The organism is Marinobacter xiaoshiensis (assembly GCF_031631795.1).
Lineage (GTDB): Bacteria > Pseudomonadota > Gammaproteobacteria > Pseudomonadales > Oleiphilaceae > Marinobacter > Marinobacter xiaoshiensis.
Map to the genome: position 1 here is coordinate 199630 of NZ_JAVMBO010000007.1, position 19875 is coordinate 219504.

At 53.5% G+C, this 19875-nt stretch carries 16 protein-coding genes; 5 read left to right on the forward strand and 11 right to left on the reverse strand.

The window, feature by feature from the left end; translation table 11 throughout:
• Positions 1-8: 8 nt before the first annotated feature.
• Positions 9-752, forward strand: coding sequence for a Nif3-like dinuclear metal center hexameric protein (locus RKA07_RS04740; RefSeq protein ID WP_310965698.1), 744 nt, complete (start codon positions 9-11; stop codon positions 750-752).
• A gap of 36 nt (positions 753-788) precedes the next feature.
• Here RKA07_RS04740 and RKA07_RS04745 read toward each other — a convergent pair whose 3' ends face one another.
• On the reverse strand, positions 789-1217 hold the full coding sequence (locus RKA07_RS04745; RefSeq protein WP_310965699.1) for a Z-ring associated ZapG family protein: 429 nt from the start codon (positions 1215-1217) through the stop codon (positions 789-791).
• A gap of 194 nt (positions 1218-1411) precedes the next feature.
• Here RKA07_RS04745 and zapE point away from each other — a divergent pair, with 194 nt between their 5' ends.
• The 4 genes from zapE to RKA07_RS04765 all read left to right on the forward strand — a co-directional run bounded on the left by zapE (position 1412) and on the right by RKA07_RS04765 (position 8903).
• Complete coding sequence (gene zapE / locus RKA07_RS04750) at positions 1412-2545, forward strand: cell division protein ZapE (RefSeq protein ID WP_310965700.1); 1134 nt, start codon at positions 1412-1414, stop codon at positions 2543-2545.
• Between the two features lie 255 nt (positions 2546-2800).
• The gene (locus tag RKA07_RS04755) at positions 2801-4657 is read left to right on the forward strand and encodes a DUF1302 domain-containing protein (protein WP_200369109.1); all 1857 of its coding nucleotides are present in this window, start codon (positions 2801-2803) and stop codon (positions 4655-4657) included.
• A 33-nt stretch (positions 4658-4690) separates the two neighbouring features.
• Positions 4691-6049 (forward strand): DUF1329 domain-containing protein, encoded by a 1359-nt coding sequence (locus RKA07_RS04760; RefSeq protein ID WP_200369110.1) that lies wholly within the window; start codon positions 4691-4693, stop codon positions 6047-6049.
• Between the two features lie 166 nt (positions 6050-6215).
• Complete coding sequence (locus RKA07_RS04765; protein WP_310965701.1) at positions 6216-8903, forward strand: LuxR C-terminal-related transcriptional regulator; 2688 nt, start codon at positions 6216-6218, stop codon at positions 8901-8903.
• A gap of 20 nt (positions 8904-8923) precedes the next feature.
• Here the strand turns inward: RKA07_RS04765 and yihG are convergent, their stop codons facing one another.
• From yihG to RKA07_RS04815, 10 genes are all read right to left on the reverse strand, one after another.
• On the reverse strand, positions 8924-9841 hold the full coding sequence (yihG, locus tag RKA07_RS04770; protein ID WP_310965702.1) for a 1-acylglycerol-3-phosphate O-acyltransferase, YihG family: 918 nt from the start codon (positions 9839-9841) through the stop codon (positions 8924-8926).
• A 37-nt stretch (positions 9842-9878) separates the two neighbouring features.
• The gene (locus tag RKA07_RS04775) at positions 9879-10802 is read right to left on the reverse strand and encodes a glucosaminidase domain-containing protein (protein ID WP_310965704.1); all 924 of its coding nucleotides are present in this window, start codon (positions 10800-10802) and stop codon (positions 9879-9881) included.
• A gap of 103 nt (positions 10803-10905) precedes the next feature.
• A complete protein-coding gene (locus tag RKA07_RS04780) occupies positions 10906-13095 on the reverse strand; it encodes a hypothetical protein (protein WP_310965705.1) in 2190 nt (729 codons plus the stop codon).
• 161 nt (positions 13096-13256) lie between these two features.
• Positions 13257-13817, reverse strand: a complete 561-nt coding sequence (locus tag RKA07_RS04785) for a YfaZ family outer membrane protein (protein WP_200202490.1) — start codon at positions 13815-13817, stop codon at positions 13257-13259.
• Between the two features lie 121 nt (positions 13818-13938).
• Positions 13939-14127 carry a DNA gyrase inhibitor YacG gene (yacG, locus tag RKA07_RS04790; protein WP_200202489.1) on the reverse strand — a complete coding sequence of 63 codons (189 nt, stop codon included), beginning with the start codon at positions 14125-14127 and terminating at the stop codon, positions 13939-13941.
• Positions 14124-16448 (reverse strand): response regulator, encoded by a 2325-nt coding sequence (locus RKA07_RS04795; protein ID WP_310965706.1) that lies wholly within the window; start codon positions 16446-16448, stop codon positions 14124-14126. The genes yacG and RKA07_RS04795 overlap by 4 nt, the downstream gene beginning before the upstream one ends.
• A gap of 70 nt (positions 16449-16518) precedes the next feature.
• Complete coding sequence (gene tsaA / locus RKA07_RS04800; protein ID WP_200202487.1) at positions 16519-17262, reverse strand: tRNA (N6-threonylcarbamoyladenosine(37)-N6)-methyltransferase TrmO; 744 nt, start codon at positions 17260-17262, stop codon at positions 16519-16521.
• Positions 17263-17267: 5 nt separating this feature from the next.
• Positions 17268-18383 carry a hypothetical protein gene (locus tag RKA07_RS04805; protein WP_310965707.1) on the reverse strand — a complete coding sequence of 372 codons (1116 nt, stop codon included), beginning with the start codon at positions 18381-18383 and terminating at the stop codon, positions 17268-17270.
• Complete coding sequence (gene coaE / locus RKA07_RS04810) at positions 18355-18957, reverse strand: dephospho-CoA kinase (RefSeq protein WP_200202772.1); 603 nt, start codon at positions 18955-18957, stop codon at positions 18355-18357. The genes RKA07_RS04805 and coaE overlap by 29 nt, the downstream gene beginning before the upstream one ends.
• 17 nt (positions 18958-18974) lie before the next feature.
• On the reverse strand, positions 18975-19850 hold the full coding sequence (locus tag RKA07_RS04815; protein ID WP_310965708.1) for a prepilin peptidase: 876 nt from the start codon (positions 19848-19850) through the stop codon (positions 18975-18977).
• Positions 19851-19875: the final 25 nt, after the last annotated feature.

The following is a 19875-nucleotide window of genomic DNA, read 5'->3' on the forward strand; positions in this document are numbered from 1 at the left end:
GATAAACCATGGCCCCCCGTGACAAAATTCTCGCCAAACTCAGCGAATGGCTAAACCCAAGCGAATTCCAGGACTACTGCCCAAACGGCCTGCAAGTCGAAGGAAAAAGTGAGATCAACACCATCGTCACCGGCGTAACCGCCTCCCGTGATCTCGTCGAAGCCGCCATCGCCGCAAACGCAGACATGCTGATCGTTCACCACGGCTACTTCTGGAAAGGTGAAGATCAAGCCATCCGGGGCATGAAGCGTGAACGCCTCAAACGCCTGCTGGATAACGACATCAACCTGCTGGCCTACCACCTCCCATTGGACGACCATCCTGAATACGGCAACAACCGACAGTTAGCGGATATCCTCGGTATTGAAAACCCAAGGCCGTTAAACGGTCTGGTTTGGGAAGGTGAGCTCAATGAGCCAATGAGCCCGGAAAAATTCAGCCAGCACATCGCAAGAGCGCTACACCGGGAACCCCTGCGAGTCGGTAACGGCAAAGCAGAAATCAAACGGGTAGGGTGGTGTACAGGTGCTGCGCAAGGATTCATCAACACAGCAATTGATGCAGGCCTCGATGCCTACATCAGTGGTGAAATCTCCGAGCCGACTACGCACACGGCCCGGGAGTGTGGTATTCACTATTACGCCGCCGGCCACCACGCAACAGAGAGATATGGTGTGAAAGCACTGGGGGCGGCACTAGAAAAAGAATTCGGGATCAAGCACCGCTTCATTGATTGCGATAATCCGGTATAACAAAGCGGAGCAAACTATTAGCGGCAGCAGGCGAAATCAAGCCTCTGCCGACTTGCCACCCTTCTTGAGCCCGAAGTCTTCAGACAAGGTTCCGGATGTCTTTGGCGCGTAATCCCTGGGAGGCTCAGCACCATCTTCGCTGACTTCCTCGAGGCGCTTGCGAGAGGTTTCCTCCGCCAGTTCAGCCATCCACTCTTCATCGTTACACAGGCGGTTGGCTCCGCGGGCCATGTGCTGGTTTACATCACGGTAGGCATCGTTAAAGCGGCGTAGCAAGTGAGCTGACTCCATAAAATGCTCGTTCACCTGTGCCTGGTAGCGAGTGTACTCGTTACGCACTTCTTCGGTCTGTTGCTCAGCACGGCGCTGCCGAAGCGTGGAACCTTGCCCCGAGCGGCCAAAAATCGCTCCGATGACAATGCCAACAATCAATGCGGCAATCGCTGCCAGAATCAGGTTTGTCATATGATATCTCGTCCTGTTGCCTTAAAAATGAGCAAATCCATAGAGGGCAGTATAGCGCCCGCAGCTTCATCAGCCCATGCCTGAATACTGCGCCAATCGTCGTATTGCCCGGCGGGTCTTCCGCGTGGCGAAAAAAACGCAGATGCGCGATAATACGCCGCCCAAAATCAACGATCTGACCCCGGGATTTCCTGATGACAGCCTCTACGCCTTCTTTAGTCACCGCAAACCAGACACCATGGCAGCGTTACCAAGCGGATCTTGAGCGCCCGGAGTTTTTAAAGGACGCGGCGCAGGCGGATGCGGTTCAACGTCTTCAGTTACTCTACGATAAACTGGTGGAAGCGGAAAGCGAACGTGGCAAAGCGGTAACAAAATTGCGGCGCAAGTTGAAAAAAGGCCGGGAGGAGCCCGTTAAGGGGCTATATTTTTGGGGTGGCGTTGGCCGTGGTAAAACCTACCTGATGGATACCTTTTTTGAGTCGTTGCCATTCGAGCGTAAGATGCGAGTGCATTTTCACCGCTTTATGCAGCGAGTTCACCAAGAGCTGAAAAACTTCAAAGGCGAGAAAAATCCACTGGATCTGGTTGCAAAAAAGTTCGCCAATGAAACCCGCGTAATCTGTTTTGATGAGTTTTTTGTTTCTGATATCGGCGATGCAATGATCCTGGCGACGCTAATGGACGGCCTGTTCAAGCGGGGCGTTACTTTGGTGTGCACGTCCAACATAGTGCCCGATGGCCTCTACAAAGACGGCTTGCAGAGAGCCCGCTTTCTTCCCGCTATAGCGCTTGTGAATAAATATACTGATGTGGTGAACGTCGACGGCGGTGTGGATTATCGTTTGCGGACTCTGGAGCAGGCGGAGCTCTACCACTCACCCCTGGGTGAAGAGGCAGATGCCAGCTTGCGTAAGAGCTTTGATGCACTGGCGGTAGAGGCGGGCAAGCACAGTAAATCCATGGAGATCAACGGCCGTAAAATCCCCGCGCAGGCTCATGCTGATGATGTGGTCTGGTTTGATTTCAAAGATGTGTGCGACGGCCCACGCAGCCAGAATGATTACATTGAAATGGCGCGTCAGTTTCACGCCATCATCGTGAGCAATGTACCTGTGCTTGGGGGTGACAAAGATGATCAGTCCCGGCGTTTTGTGAACATGATTGACGAGTTCTATGACCGCAACGTGAAAGTCATCATTTCTGCAGCTGCCCCCATTACCGAACTCTACTCCGGTGGCCGACTGAGCTTTGAGTTTGAGCGAACGGAATCCCGTCTTCTGGAAATGCAGTCACAGGAATATCTCGAAGCTCCGCATAAGCCCTAGACCAGCGAAAATCCATCAAAAGCAAAGTGGTTGCATCTACGAATGTTGTCTATAGTGAAGGCGTGCGAGTAAACCCGGCGCCGATCGGGGCGGTGAGCAGGTAGTAAGAGCAAAATCATACTTTTGACTGATCAAAGCACTGGACAGCGTTAGCTATAGTGCTTACATCACGAGCACTGTGCATGAAGCCTCCAATACATCGTGAATACCAATAATCAGAGCAGCGACTCAGAACAACAATGGAGTAGCCTTCCAATGACAAGAAAAACACACCAATGGCAGCGTTGGACAAAATTACCGCTTGCCGTGGCAGTTGCAGCCGGCTTTTCGGGCCAGGCATCTGCTTACTCGTTCTATGTTGGGGATGTGGAAGCCCAGATTAACACCACACTATCTGCTGGTGTCGGTTGGCGTACCCAAGATCGGGACGTGCGGCTGATTGCCCAGGGTAACCTTGGTCCAAGTTACGCGCCTGGTGGAGCGAACGAGAACATAGGTGCATCAACGAACAACTATGATGATGGCAACCTGAACTTTGAGAAGGGCGACACCTACTCCAAGATCGTAAAAGGAAACAGTGAGCTGTTCCTTGATTACGCCGTTGATAGCCAGTATCTGACCCGTGTCGGTGGCTTGGTGCGTGCTCGTTACTGGTATGATTTCGAACTGAAAGATGAGGGGCGTGCGACCGACTACGTGGGGCAGCGACGCGAACTCAACAGTGCAGCAAAAGGCAACGCATCGGGCGGTGAGCTTCTCGATGCGTACGTGTTTACCAACTGGTACCTTGGCGATGTTCCCCTGAGTGTGCGTTACGGTAAGCAGGTAGTGAGCTGGGGTGAGAGTACCTTTATCCAGGGCGGTATCAACACCATTAACCCCATTGACGTGCCCGCATTTCGTGCGCCCGGCTCTGAGCTGAAAGATGCTCTCCTGCCTGTTGAAATGTTCTACATGTCTGCCGGTATCACAGAGAACATCACTCTGGAGACTTTCATACAGACAGATTGGGCACCTGTTCGCCCGGATGACTGCGGCACTTTCTTCTCTACCAACGACTTTACATCTGATGGTTGTGGCCCGGTGCTACTTGCGGGTCAGTTGCCTGATTCCCAAGCCTATGCTCAGGGTTTTATTGCGCCACGCCTGGGTGACGAAGAAGCGGACTCAAAAGATCAGTTCGGTATTGCCATGCGCTGGTATGTCCCGGCGCTGAACGACTCTGAGCTCGGCTTTTATTACATCAAGTACAACAGCCGCCTCCCATACGTAAGCGGAACTGTAAATGATGGTAACAGCCCATTCCCGTCGTACTTTATTGAGTACCCGGAAAACATTGACCTTTATGGTATCAGTATCAACACCAACACCCCGGGTGGCTGGTCGCTTGGTGCTGAATATTCCTACCGCGATAATATGCCGCTGCAGTGGAACGCCTTTGAGCTGATTTACGCTGGCTTGCAGAAGCGTGGGCCGAACGGAGAGGTTCTGGGCAAGCTGGAAGATCAGCGCCGCGAGGAGTTGGGAACGCTGACTCCAGGAATGAAAGTGTCCGGTAACGATCGCTTTGGCGTATCTCAGGCACAGTTCACGCTGATCAAGTTCTTTGATCAGATTATGGGTGCCAGCCGAATGTCTTTGATTGCTGAATTCGGTGCCACCTATGTGCACGACCTTCCAAGCTATGATGAGGCGCGGTACGGCCGTTCGGGCACCTTTGGTATTGGTACGCTACCTTTATCCACAGGTGATATTTGTAAGGGCGAAGGTGGTCCTGCTGAAAACATCAATACTAACTATTGTAATAACGACGGGTTCACAACCGACTTCTCCTGGGGCTACCGTTCCCGTCTGGTTTGGAGCTACCCGAACGTCTTTGCCGGTATCAACCTGTCACCACAGTTGGCGTGGAGCCACGACGTGAAGGGCTACGCCCCTTCGCCTGGCGGTAGCTTTAATGAAGGCAACAAGGCTATTGGTCTGTCTGTTGAAGCTGTATACCAAAACAAGATTACCGGTGAAATCGGTTACACAAACTTTTTCGGTGGCAAGCCGTATAACGAGTTGACTGATCGGGATTTCGTGAGTGCCAGCGTTTCCTACTCATTCTGAACCGTCAAAAATTCGTTTAACGAGGTAATTTAAATGAAACTAAACAAGAAATTACTGGCCACAGGTGTACTGGCGGCGAGTCTCGTTGCTGGTCAGGCTTGGGGTGCGGTTTCTGCAGGGGAAGCAGCCAAGCTGGGTGACTCTCTGACGCCTATGGGCGCTGAGCAAGCAGGTAATGGTGGTGAAATTCCAGCGTGGGACGGCGGTCTTACCACCCCACCAGCAGGCTATAAAGGCGACGGAATTTATGTAAACCCGTTCCCTGACGAAAAACCAAAGTTCACCATTAATCAGAGCAACGTCGCGGAATACGCTGACAAACTGTCTCCCGGGCAGGTTGCGATGATTAAACAATATCCGGATTACGTGCTTCCGGTATACGAAACACACCGTACCGCTGCTTATCCAAAAGCAATCATGGATGAGACTATCGAAAATGCGACTCGGTCGGAACTGATCAAAGACGGCAACGGTCTGGGTGAGTATCAGAACGCAACGCCGTTTCCGATTCCGCAGAACGGCCTGGAAGTATACTGGAACCATATCACCCGCTATCGTGGTGGCTCGGTGCAGCGTAACGTCGGGCAGGCTACGCCTACCGTTAATGGCGCCTACTCTATCGTAAAGTTTCAGGACGAACTGACCTGGCGTACCCATTTGTCAGATTACGCCCCTGACAAAGATGCTAACGTGCTGTTCTACTTCAAGCAGGCAATCACCGGGCCAGCCCGGTTGGCCGGCAACGTACTTCTGGTTCACGAAACTCTCGATCAGGTAGCTGAGCCACGTCGCGCATGGGTATACAACGCAGGACAGCGCCGCGTTCGCCGTGCACCTCAGGTAGCTTACGACGGACCAGGTACAGCGGCAGATGGCATGCGGACATCGGATAACTTCGATATGTTCAACGGTGCACCTGATCGTTACAACTGGGAGTTGGTCGGCAAAAAGGAAATGTACATCCCGTATAACTCCTACAAACTGGTTGATCGCAATCTCACCTATGACCAGATCATCAAGCCGGGTCATATCAACCAGGAGCTGACACGTTACGAACTTCACCGGGTTTGGCATGTAAAAGCCACATTGAAAGAGGGCGAGCGCCACATCTATGCTCAGCGTGACCTCTACATTGATGAAGATACCTGGCAGGCTGTGGTTGTCGACCATTACGATGGTCGTGGGGAGCTCTGGCGAGTCGCAGAAGCTCACTCCATGCAGTTTTACGACAAAGCTGTTCCCTGGTATGCAGTCGAAACCCTCTATGATCTTCTGTCCGGCCGCTATCTGGTCAACGGTCTGACAAACGAGGAGACTAACCCATACCAGTTTGGCGTACAGCGCCAGTCCAGAGATTACACGCCCGCGGCACTGCGTCGTGCAGGTACCTAAAGGGTAGGTGTAGATTGTTCATAAACGGCGGGCCTTTGGCCTGCCGTTTTTATTTCTGCGTTCAAAAACTGCCGCCAGATAGATGTCTTTAACGTCAAAACTTTGCAGCCAGCCCCTCAATTGGTTTAACCTCCGTATAACACTAAAGGCGTATCCGGGGCAGCGTTTGAAATCATTTAATGACGGCTATGCAGCCAATGACGAGTTCCAGTCTGCAAACAGCGGGCTTCAGCGAGGTGAGCTTGTACGGGATTTGCTCAGGCAGAGACTGCAGGCACCGGTTGTGCCGGCGCACTCTTTGGCACGTCCGAATCTCGCGGCGCTGGTTTCCGATGCATTAACATCCCGTGGCGTGCTTTTTGTTGACGCCCCATGTGGCTATGGCAAATCCCATACGGTTGCGATGGGCATTCAAGCTGCGGGCATCCCAGAGGAAAACGTTCGTTGGTTGCAGCTGAATAGTCAGGACAACGCGCCGACCCGTTTTCTGGGCTTGTTGTCTGTGGCGCTGGATATACCCGAATCTTGCGAAAGTGGCCTGCAGGGGAGCACTACCTTTCCTGACGTTCTCGCCTTAATGCTTTTAGCGCTCAAAAAAGCACCAGAACAGAAGCGCTTTGTGCTCGTTCTTGATGGTTTGCACCAGATTACGAACCCTGCCGTTATTGCCCTGCTTCAGCAGTTGGTGGCTGATATCCCGTCAAATTATTCGGTGGTTATGCTTTCACGGCAGGCCTTGCCTTATGAAACGCACCCGCTGGAACTTGAAAACCGTTTCACTCGTATCGGAGCGGAAAAGCTCGAATTCAGCCGAAGTGAAACCTTTGAGTTTTTCAAGGAAATATTGAGTGATCAACAGCTGACCAGTGTGGCCATTGATCATCTTTATGACTTGACGGAAGGTTGGCCCACACCTCTTGCCCTCTATCGCCGGGATATCCTGCATAGTTCAGAGAGACACTCGGTTTCTGAGACGCCGGGTGTAGAACGTTTTTTGAAGGAGTCCGTGCTGGGCAGTTTGTCGCATGGCCAGTTGAGATCGTTAAGGGCGATTTCAGAACTGGGGCTGTGCTCAGACGAATTGCTTTTGGCCTTGGAACCACTTATTCCGGGCGGACTGCTGCTTCCATCCGAGGCGTGTGAACGCGGCCTCCCGGTAAAGATCATGTCGGGTTGGGGGCGCTGGTATCGAATCAACCCATTATTGATGGAATGGCTGAAAGCCCCGGTGATGGCGGGCTATACCGACAGAATGCTGGCCGCCAGCCAGTGGTTTAGCTCTCGTAATCAGTTTCCCGAGGCGTTGAAATACTCATTGTTGGCCGGAGATGTAGAAGAGATTATCCGGATCGCCTCTGAAGGTTCTGAAGCTCTTCTACTTGGGCAGGATACTGCCTCATTGCTACGTTTACGTAAGAGCCTTCCAGCGCCCCTTCTTGAGCGCAGCGCGCGGCTAAGGATAGTGTATAGCTGGGTGCATGCCATTGGTGGTCAGTTCAGGCAGGCGAGGTCGCTGCTTGACGGTATGGAGGCGCAGAGTAGTCAGGAATATGAGGCACGGATCTGTGCGCTCAGGGCGTTTATTCTGCGTGGGGAAGGGCAGGTTGCTCCAGCTCTGGAGATGGCCGACAGGGCCTTGTCTGGTGGAGAGTTGTCACCTCAGGGACAGTTGGTCACACAAATGGTTCGGGCCAGTGCGCTTTGCGCATCTGGACGATTCCCGGAAGCGAGGGAGGCGAACCGGGCAGCATCTCGCCTGGCGAGGGAGGCCGGCGACCCGGGGTCAGAGGCTCTCTCAGTATATGCCCATGCCCGAATTGAGCTTGGAAAGGGCGCGCTCAAACATGCTGAGCAGTTGCTTCGAACCGGCCTGGACACGGTTATTCAGGAGCAGGCTCGCCCTGCGCGGATCGGTGAAACAAGGCTGCAGTTGAACCTGGTGCTGGTGCTCTGGCACCAAGGACGTGATGCGGAAGCGGATCGCCTGTTGGTAACTTGTGGTCGCCATGCTGAGCAGTCACGGGATCTTGGCTTGCTATTGGCAATGGCCATACGAGTGTTGATGTGCCGGTCTCAAGATCGATTGGAAGATGCTTTCGTATGGATAGGGCGTGCTGAGCGAACTATGCATGCCTGGCATGTGGATGAGTCTCTCTACGTGCCAGTGCTCGAAGCCCTCAAAGCCAGTTGCTGGCTGGCTCAGAATCAACTGGATAGTGTCGCTCAGGCTCTCGCGAGATTGCAGCCATACCGGGATGCTGGCTGTGTGCCGGAACTCTTCCCCATGATGCCAGGGCTACTCGATTGTTTGCAGGTGCGCCTGGATCTTGCCCGGGGCGAAACGGTAAGGGCTCGTGAAACACTTGCAAGCACCCGCAAGCGTTATGAAGAGGCCATTCCTTGGGGGGTTGATCTCCACATGCGGTTGCTGGAAGCCATTTTGATCAATGAAGACAAGGGCCCGGCTGCCGCACAAAAAATAATAGCGAATGTGGTGTCCGAAGCCGAAAAAGAGCACTTTATAAGCCCGTTTGCAGAGCTAAAGCTGGAGCTGAGTGAGTTGATGGCAAAGGCATATGGGCAGTTGCCAAGCTCTCCCTTTCGGGATGCGTTAGGACGCCTGTTTGGTATATCCGGCATTGAGCTGCCTGCTTCGCTTGCCGAGCCTATCAGTGATCGAGAGCAGGTGGTGCTGGAGCTGATTGCCAAGGGGTTATCGAATCAGGAGATTGCAGACAAGCTGCATATCTCTCTGCACACCGTGAAAACTCACGCCCGCCGCATAAACGCCAAGCTGGAAGTTCGTTCCCGCACCCAGGCAACAGTTCGCGCCCGGGAGTTGGGTTTGCTGTAATGTGCTTGCTGCATAGCGGCTCAGATGCCGCTATGCTTTTCATTTTTCAGGGTTTCGATAAGGGCATCTTTTTCGGCCCATAGTTCACTTACCCAGCGCTGAAACTCCACCCGGGTTTCGCGATTGCCCTCATAATCCATTCCGAGAAACTTCGGTGGAATCTCCCGAATCCTGATATCAATGATGATTCGTTCGATGCGCCCGGACAGGTAATCCCAAATACCGATGCGCTGCTCACCGGTGCCCGGGTACACGATTGTTACATCCAGCATGGTATGCAGCATTTCACCCATGGCGCCCAGAACAAAGGCTGTGCCGCCAGCACGGGGTTTGAGAAGGTGCTTGTAGGGAGAATTCTGGCGTTCATGTTTGGCAGGCGTAAAACGGGTGCCTTCCATAAAATTGAAAATGGTTACCGGTGTATAACGGAACTTCTCGCACGCTGCCTCAGTAGCCGCAATATCTTTCCCCTTCAGTTCAGGATTCTTGGCAATTTGCTCTTTCGTGTGCCTGTGCATGAACGGGAAGTCCAATGCCCACCAGGCAATGCCCAGCAGCGGCACCCAAATAAGCTCTTTTTTCAAAAAGAACTTGAGAAGTGGAATCCTGCTATTGAGCACGTACTGAATGGCCGGTATATCGGCCCAACTCTGGTGGTTGCAGGTAACAAAGTACCAGTGTTTCTGGCTGAGATGCTGCGCGCCCCGTATATCCCACTCAATCCTGTGCAGACTATCCATCACCAGATTGTTGAAGCCAATCCAAACCCGGGCAATGGTGTTGAGAACGACCGTGCAGCCCTTACGAATGGGGGTTATGGGAAGCACCAGTTTCAGTAGTGCAAACAGCATCAGGAAGGGGAAAAGTATAAGAGTGCTCAGCACTACAAGAAGAGCCGCCAAGGTTCCCTTTAGCGGCGCAGGTAGAAAATAAAACATTCGGAAACGTCTCTGTTTGTCAGAAGGTTCGTGGTGTTTAGCCCTCGGCCGACAAGCCAGTGCCTTGGCCGGGCAGTAATGCTTTCTCGGTGCTTGCTGAGGCAAGAACCTTCAGGTGCGATGGGCTGCGGTCGCTCAGAATTTTACGGAATTCGCTATCGTAAAACTCTAGATTGTTATAACGGATCATCGAGCGTATTTCATCAACATATTCCTCGCCACGTTCGGAATAACTGATTAGCCCTCGGGCAAGGGCAAGCCCTGAGAGAGGATCGCCCGCTTCCCGGTCATCAAGGCGGGTGTCACGAAGCCCTTTGTAGCTCCCATGTCGGTTCAGGTTCTGGATATAAGCCCGAACCGAATGGTAGGGCGAGGCGAAGGTTGCCACCTCATGGTTGGCGCCCTCAGCGCGACTCAGTGGCACAAGGCCGCAGCCTTTGGAAAAGCACCACTGGCCAAACAGATTATTACCGCGCAAAGCAAAGCGTGAAGTGCCCCAAGCGGATTCATTGGCAGCCTGTGCGAGAATCAGGGAAGGCGGGATAACATCCAGACGCTTTCTGAGCAGGGCAAATTGCTCAGGGCTGCCGGGCTCTTCGTCCACGCGTAACCGCATAGCCTGGGCTGCGAGCCAGGCATGTTCCTTTTTGGACAAGACATTCTTCTGGGAGAGGCTATCGAGATAATCCCGTTCAATGAGGATGCGGGAATTGGCAAGTACTATACGAGGATAGAGAAATGAAAAGAAAGCGACTTTCTTTTCAGTGGTATCACTATAGCCGGAAAAGTCCGGTAGATCTGCGCGTGCCCACTCAGGCAGGGGGGGGAGCGAACTGAGTGCAGGTTCGGAGCCAGAATTGTTACTACTGACTGAAGTGTCCGGGGGGGAGTGCATACCTCCCGCGATGGCAAAAGCCACCATGGGAATAGCCAGCATTAGAGAGCGCATTGCGGGAAACATAAAACCTCTCGTCACAATCTGTTTTTATGCCCGTTAAGCGTATACGCATCGAGCTATGTGTGCACAATTATAACAGGTTGTACGAGCAGGGTTATCCGTCGGTTCATGGCAGCTTGGTTGCGAGCAGGAGGCCGCGACGCTCTTCTCCGTTGAGATTGCTTTGATACAGCAAGAAAAACTGGTTCTGATCGGCCGTTACAAAGCCTTTGAGAGACAGGCCTCCTGCGCTGAAACTCACTTGCCCGTTACCACCGTCGGCATAGGTCAGCAGGGGCGTAGTCAGTTGGACAGCTGCCGGCGTTGAGATAGTTTCGCTGTCCACGGAGTGCAGTACTTCAAAGGTATTGCTGCTAAGGCTTGCAGTGCTGCCAGAAAGCTCCAGGGTGCCATTATCCAGATGAATCAGTCTGTTGAAGCCATCCTCCATGCCCATGATAAAACCTTGAACCCTGTAACGACCTGAGGTTGGGGCAGCGGTAGGGGTTTTCTCAGCCGCAATGAGCAGGCCGTCGCCAATAACAGCGCCCCCGGATGAAGCGGCGTTAACCAGGTTAAACGCCAGTAAAGAGCCATCCGGCACGCTGGCACCCACACCCAGATCTGGTTGGCCAAAGGCACCCGCGGGATTGTTAACATCGAGATTAAGCCGGCCGATGTTCTTGTCTCCGGTGCTTAGGCGAGCAGTGCGGGAGCTGAGGGTCCAGTTGTCAGCACGGCTGCCTGTACTGCCTACCGATACCCCGCCGGAGCTGTCACGGTTCAGTGTGGTATAGCTCTGAAATTGAGCAATGGTGCTGATATCTGAGCCTGCGGTAACCTGCCAAGAGCCAGTTCCCGATTCAATCTGCAGTGGTGACGCGGAGCCTGCTGAAAATCGGGTCGCCAGGTAGAGCATGTTGTAATCACGATTGTTCAGAATGCTTGCGTCAAAACCTTCTTTCCTCAGAAGGTTCAGTTCAAGTGCTGAAACATAGTGGGCCTCCAGCTCATCCTTTCGCGCCAGCTTACCTTGTTCAGATTCGAGTTTGATGGCTTTGCCAGCGCTGAAATAGCCAGCTAACGCGCGATCAGGGCCGGTGTTGGTGCCGTTGGCTGCGCCGATATACGCGTTCATATAGTAGGGGTTACGAGTCCAGCCAATGACCCTGGAACTGTCGCGGCCGGTGATGCTTTGATAAAGCGCGCGAATGGCCAGCAATCGAGTATCGCTGTCCAATGTGGCTCCGCCGGGGGAGGCCGAATGAGTGTTCAGGTCCCAAGTCTCGGGCCCGCGCTCAAAGAACGCATTGCCTTTCTGATGGACCAGTGTCTTTCTGTCATACGGAATTTGCGCGGCAAGAGAAGTGACTTTGATACCAATAAAATCGAGGCTTGCCAGTGTTGATCCCGGGTAACTATAGGTTTGGGAGCTGGTAGGTTCTTCCCGTCCCATGCGAATGCCCCACTGGCCAGATCCTGCCAGGCTGCTTTCCAGAAATGTTTGCCCCAACTCCATACCCAAGAAGACCGAGTTGTAGTCTGCTGAGCTTGCTGAAATCTCACTTACAGATTGATCATCCAGAAGCGGATAGTTCGCCGCTGAGTTTATGTAACTGACAAAGTCTGCTCGTTGGGATAGCAGGTTCAGTGCGCCTGCGATGCTGGCACCGGTTGGAATATCAATTTCAAAATCGTGCACCTGGTCTGCCAGAGCCGGCCATACAAGTTTATTCAGACACAAAGTGTCGCTGGCATCATCCGCACAGTCCAGGAGGCGCTGGAATTCCCCGGGGGAGTAGTTTGGAAGCGTGTTGAGAAGTAGGTACTCCGAGAAAGGATTAACCTTGATATCACGATCGTCATCGGCTGCCAGGGATCGCAGAGTGGTGTCGCCATACCGGGCTTCGATGACAACGTCTGGTGACAAGGGTTGCCCGTTCTCGAACTTGATAATCGTGTAGCCTTCATCATCTTTGCGAGTGCTATATGCCGTGGAGCCAATATACTTGAGGTTTCTGTCTATTTGGTACGCGCGAACACTATCCGGCTGAACAATACGCAGATTGCGCCGCGTTGGCTCGCCATCTGGCGCGAGGTTACCGGGAAGCTCCATAGTGATGCGGACTTCACCATAGTTGAGCCCGCTGTTGTTGTTTGAATCACCGGTACTGCCCGGGCTGAAATCATTTGCCGGGTTTTTCACAGCAGCAAAGGAATTGGGCTTGTTCCGGGCTCCATCTATTGCAGACTCACCGCCGCAGGCGGCTATTAGCGTCACCGCAGAAACAAGAAGAATTCCCAGTGTCAGTCGCATATCTGGCTGCCCATGCTATAGCTGTATTGGAGTTGTTGGCGATATCTGTGACATCGAAAACGCCGATAATCAGTGTAGCAGTGCAGTGGAAGGGAAAGCGTGAGGGGGGGCACGAAACAGGCGCCCGGAGACAGGCGCCTGTTGCAGATAGCGGGATAGTTTTAGAAGAAGATCTTCATGCCAACCAGAACGCCTTCGTCCAGGTTGATGTCGCCTCGGTATGGCGCGTCCAGCTCGGTATTAAGGTACCGGTAACCGGCAAACAGCTCCGCGTTGCGGATAACACGATAGTTGGCACGCAGCTCCAGGCTGGTCATCTCTTCCGAGTCACCAAATGAAAGAATTCGCGGTGCGTAGTGCAAACCACCGGTGAACGACAGGCCAGGAGCATCAGGAATGTTCACGGTGGCAAAACCACCCAGGCCTACTGCGCCACCATCAAGGCGGTCGTCATCCCAGCCGATTGCGCGTAATCCGATACCCGCGGTTGTAGGCAGGTTACCCAGTGCAGTGCGGCCCTGGGCGTGAAAATCCACGTTGCCAATATGGCGGCTGCCTTCGTGGTAGGTATAACCGGCACCCAGCTGAATATCGTTATTATTTCCGAAAAAGTTAACCTGCCCTTTCACGGAATCGTTAGTCAGGCTCAGATCCATATCGGCTGCCAGCACTGGAGCAGCGAACAGAGACAGAGCCAACATGGAAATACGGGATACTTTCATTCTTTTACCTTCTGGATTGCGGTGCGAGTAATAGGTGCGAATGGTAACGGGCTACCTGCCGTACCACAACTTACAAGCATGTAAGAGGGTAGAAAGAAACGCGATAGCTTATCTGAGCGAATCAGTGGCGTGTTGTTTCGCCGCCCTGGTCAAGATCGTCGGGTGACGCCGTTTCTGCCGGTACCCGGTATTCCTCATTGGCCCAAGCACCAAAATCGATCAACTTGCAGCGCTCTGAGCAGAATGGGCGCCAGGGGCTGGCTTCTGTCCATTCAACGGATTTTTTACAGGTGGGGCAGTTTACGTTCATGTTTTTGGACCTCCATGGGCATATTGTTCCAGTACTGCCCGCAACATTTCAATGTTGACAGGCTTTGCAACAAAAGAATCCATGCCTGCACGGCGGCAACGCTCCTCATCTTCTTCCATTGCGCTGGCAGTGAGTGCCACTACTGGCACCCGACTACGTTTGTGGGTCGTCTCCCATACTCGCAGGCGCCGGGTGGCTTCAAAACCGTCGACATTAGGCATTATGCAATCCATGAAAATGAGATCGAATGGATGCCACTGCCAAAGGCTGGATGCTGCTTCGCCGTCGTTGGCTGTCATTACATCGCAGCCTAATTTCTCCAGAAGCCTGCGGGTCAGCGTGCGGTTGACCGGGTTATCCTCTACGAGCAGAACCTTCATCCTGCGGGACCAAAGCTCACGGCGTTTTTCAGTGTCGCCGTTAGCCTGCAGGGAAAAACGGGTGAGGAAGGGCCGCTCATCCTTGGCAGAATCCTCAAAAATCTGGTTAAGAATTGGTGTGAGGCAGGACTCTCTTAAGGATTTACTGAGAAAAGCATCTGCCCCGGCCTGCCGGAAGTGTTCGGCATCGCCCCGTTGAGGGTTTGAGGACAGAATGACAAGACGCATGTCAGACCAGAGCGCATTGCCTCGAATTTGCCGGCATAACAAATCGCTGTCCATGTCTGGCAAAAAGCCATCCAGAATAATGGCATCAAAAGGCTCCTGGCTATCGAATGCCAAACGCAATGAAGTCAGGGCTTCCCCAGCAGATTTTACAGCCTCGATGTGGACCTCGTGGCGCGATAGCATCTCAAGCGTGATCTTGCGGGACAGCTCATAGGAGTCCGCCACCAGCACCCGCTTTCCCTTAACCATGCGTGCATCCGGGCGCACCCTGGACGTGCTTTCGGGAGCGGTAGGAAGGGACAGTTCAACCCAGAAAGTAGAGCCTTCACCAGGCCGGCTTTCCACATCCAGAGAGCCTTCCATTAAAGTGACAAGTTGGCGGCAAATTGTCAGTCCCAACCCGGCACCTGGCAGTTGGCGCTGGAATCGCTGGCCAAGCTGAACATAGGGTTCGTAGACCAGTGGAAGATCTTCCGGGTTGATGCCAATGCCGGTATCTTCCACTGCCAGACGCAAGCGAACCTTGTCTTCTCGACGACCAAGAACCTCAATGCTGATCAGCACATGGCCTGAATCTGTAAACTTGATGGCGTTGGATACCAGATTTAACAGCACTTGCCGAATGCGCGCCGGGTCGCCGCGCAGAGCCCAGGGCAGCTCTTCATCAATGCGCAATTCCAGGGCCAGCCCTTTCTCCCGGGCGCGTTCGCCAAGCATGTGCACCAGGTCGTTCAGAGTTTCCCGCAGATCAAAGGGAATGTCTTCAAGCTCCAGCTTCTGAGCCTCCATGCTGGAGATATCCAGAAGGTCATTGATGATGGATGAGAGGCCTTCTGAGGCACTGAGCAGGGTTTGGACGTATTCTCGTTGATCCGGATCGAGCGGTGTATCGGTAAGCAGGTTGGCGTAGCCAAGAACCGATTGCAGAGGCGTTCGCAGTTCATGGCTTACATTGGCCAGAAACTGGTTTTTTGCCCGGTTGGCCCGAATTGCTTCATCTCGCTCACTCTGAGACTGGATGGTGGATTGCCGGAGTGAGCGGGTATCTTCCAGAATTTGCAGACGCATCTTGTTCAATGCGAATTCGAGCTCCGACAGTTCATCCGGGTTCCTGCGTCCTTTGCGTTTGAGGTGCAGGGGGTCTACTAATGCATCCAGATTAAGCCGCGCTGCGTAGTCCGCCATGGTTTCCAAATGGCGGGAAAGCGTAAGACGAACGATCACCATCAGTCCAAGGGTGCCCAGCATCACCACGATCGATTGAAACAGCAGATTTATCAGGGCGCTGTTTCGAAGCTCTGAATAGACCTGTTCGACGGACGAAGTGATGGTCAGGGTGCCCATGTCTTCCGAACCCCGGTAGGTAGAGCGGTTAAAGACCAGAGGGAAAGTTTGTGAAATTACCCGGCCCTCAGGGTAGCTGCCGGTGGTGAACTGCTCTCCGGTAGAGGTCACAACCCTGGCGTAGTGAATTGCTTCCACCGCCCGCATATCGTCCAGGCTGTTGGCAACCTCGCTGAAGTTCATCAGCCAGATATTGTTGCTCATGCCCCCGGAGACCAGACCGGCGGCCCGCTTTTGCGTTTCTTGCAGGTCTGATTTTCGACGCTCAAACTCACCAATCATTTGTGCGCCGGTAGCAACCAGAGAAATAACAAAGCTGAACAGCAACACATACACGAGCAGCCGCATTGCGAGCGGCCGAATACCCATGCGCGTGAAAAACCGTTTTGAAGGCAAGGCACAAATTCCCTGTGTCGACTACAAAATTATGTGCAGAAGTTTAACAGACAGTCAGCACTTCGACACGCTTCCATGAATTGGCATTCACAAACCGGAATCGAACGTTCAGATCATAGAGGTGCGCACCGTAAATACGCTCCTCATCGCGGCCTCGGCGAAAAGAGGGGCGAGGGTCGTAGCTAACCACATCGTTAATCAGCAGTTTCAGATCCGGATACTGCTCTGCCGACAGGTTCGCCAACTGTTTTTCCGCTTCTGGCAGGAATATAACGTCCAGTTGCTCAGTGGGTGCTGTTTCAGCCCAGCCGAGGCCGGCTTCCGGAACCGAGTCAGCAAAGGGCAGGTATGGCTTTATATCCAGAATTGGGGTGCCTTCAATCAGGTCGTGGTCACTTATCTGCAGCGCCAATCGGCCATCCTTGTGCACTAACCCCTCGTTACGCACTACCGAGAGCCCCAGACTGTTTGGCCGGAAAGGCGAGCGACTGGCAAATACCCCCACCTTTCGGTTACCACCCAGGCGAGGGGGTCGAACTACGGGTCGCCACTCTGCACGCACGGCTTCGTGAAACTGAAAGATAAGCCAAAGATGGCTGGCGGTCTCCAGGCCCCGGAAGGCATCTTCTCGGTCATAGGGCGCCTGTATAATCAGGTCAGCTCTGGCGTATCGCGTCAGCCCCGGCTGACGGGGGACACCGAATTTGTCTTTGAAGCAGGAGCGAGTGATGGCAACAGGGGTGAGTGCCAGTGCATCTTGGGCGGGTATGGCGTGGTGTCTGGGCATAGGGCCTAGTTCATGAAGTCTGGATTGATGCTGCCGGTAAAGTACATTTCCACCCGGAAAAGAATGGAGCCTTGATCTTTAAAGTTCTTCTCCCGCGGAAAGGTTAGCGCGGGGATGAGATCTGCAAACAGCCAGTCGCTGTGGAGTCTGTAGCGCCAGGTGAGATCGGCAAAGGCGGAGGTCGTGCGCCAGTTTGGCTGGCTCTCGCCAAGTACGCCTACCCGCGGAGTCAGTATTGAGCGGCTGTTGATCCGTTTGCTGGTACTGAATGTTTGGCCGGCTACAAATTTACGGTCGCTGTGAACCCACTCCAGCTCAGAGGATGACCAGAACCGCCACCCCATACCTAAATTCCGACTTGCACCAAGCCAGGAGCGAGCGCCCCAGCCATCCTGGTGGTAATAGTAAAACCGCTGCTGGGCCCTTAGCCCCCAATCGTCACCCGCCTGCCAATATTTCTCTGCCGTTGCTCGCCAGAATGCATCAGGCGGGAAGCGTAGCCGCACACCCACATCGTTTGACAGGTTGATGGATTCCCCAATCTGGGACAAATACCGAAGGGCCCCTGTGCTGGTGCCTGAGGTGCGTTCTGTTGCTGTGAGCTGGCGGTCGCGCTGGCGCTCTTCGAGTGGAATAAGTTCATCGCTTTCGCTTTCGATGACAAGGCGCAGTTTGCGCTTGGTGGTCGGAACATCCAACCGGAACCGAACTTCTGGCTCAAACTGAAACACATTGCCATATTCAGATTCGGTGGCAATACCAATGCGCAAGTAGCTGTCGTTTAAAGGCAACCTGCTGGGTTCACCGGAAAGGGTTCGGTCTGCCCACTGCCCAAAAGCCTGAACTTTGGGGCTCTGAAGGCGTTCCTGGCGTAAAATAAAGTTGCTGAAATCCAGCCAGTAGGAATCCAGCGGTTCAGCCCAACGCTCATCCGAGTTAAATGTGTAAAAAGACAGAGGTAGCTTTTCCGACGACAGGATATCTGTAATGGCGTGCTCGTGCGCTTCAAGCGTATCTTCGATACCACTCGCGTTTGTGCTGTACAGGAAGGTATGCGTGGCGAATAACCAAGTAAATACCAAGCCGCGGCATTCAACCAAAGTCCACCATGAACGACTCATGTAATGCCCGAACCTCGGCTGCAATACTGTTTAAAGGCTGGTTATTATCAATGACTGCATCTGCGCGGGCAAGCCGCTGCTCACGTGGCATCTGAGCGGCAATAATGCGCTCCACCTGCTGTCGGGAATTGGTGTCCCGCCCCATGGTGCGCTCTATCTGAACCTCTACCGGTACATCCACTACCAGTACCTGCTCCACCAGTTGATGTTGGTCGGTTTCCAGCAGTAAGGGCGACACCAGCAGAACATAGGGCAGACTGTAGTTCTGCGGGTTGTTGAGTTGGTGAATCAGCTCTTCACGAATAATCGGGTGTAGCAGGTTCTCCAGCCAGATGCGCTGCTCGGGCTGCTCGAACACAATGTGCCGAAGGCGTGCCCGGTCCAAAGCCCCATCATCGGTGAGAATATCTTCCCCGAAGTGATCGGCGATTGCAGCCAGCGCGGGGGTTCCCGGTTCAACCACTTCCCGTGCCACATCATCTGCATCCACCCAGTGTACGCCCAGGTTTCCAAACTGCCGCGCAACTGTGGATTTGCCGGAGCCAATACCACCTGTTAACCCTAAAATAACCATGCGATCAGTCAAGCTCGTTAAACCCCCAGCAATTGATACCAGAATTGCTGAATCTCAGTGCCAAACCACAAACACAACAGGCCTGCCGCGGCAAGGTATGGGCCAAACGGAATCGGTACTTCGCGCCCGTGTTTTTTAAAGACCATCAAACTGATGCCTACTACAGCACCAACAGCTGACGACAGCAGAATGACTGCCGGTAGCAGCTCCCACCCCAGCCAAGCACCCAGAGCTGCTAGCAGCTTGAAATCCCCGTGGCCCATGCCTTCCTTGCCGGTTGCCAACTTGAACAACCAATACACAGACCACAACGAAAGATAACCAACAACCGCCCCAAGAAACGCGCTGTTAAAATCGCCCAGATACCCGAAATAACTCAACATCAGCCCGAGCCACATCAAGGGCAGGGTAATGCTGTCTGGTAATAGCTGGGTGTCGAAATCGATCACGGTAAGAGCAATCAGCGCCCAAACCAGCAGGAGCGCCAACAAGGTTGATTCCGAAGGGCCGCCGATCACTACCGTGATCACCGAAAACAACGCCGTAACCGCTTCTATGATCGGGTAACGGGCTGAAATGTGGGTTTTACACCCACTGCACTTGCCGCGAAGGAGCAGGTAACTGATAACGGGGATGTTCTCCCAAGCGCGAATTTTATGCCCGCAGGTAGGGCAGGTAGAGGCAGGGCGGGAGAGTGTTACAGGCTCTTCCTGCTTGCGCTCTGCTTCTGGAACCTCAAGAAAGGTCTCGCACTGACAGCGCCATTCCTGGTGCATCATTTTTGGTAGACGGAGGATGACCACGTTCAGGAAGCTGCCGATGCAGAGGGAGACGAGTGTAACGGTTAGGTAAAGGAGCCAGGGGGTTGAGAGAAAGATATCTAAGGTAGCCATTCAAAACTCAACTGCTGTAGTTTTA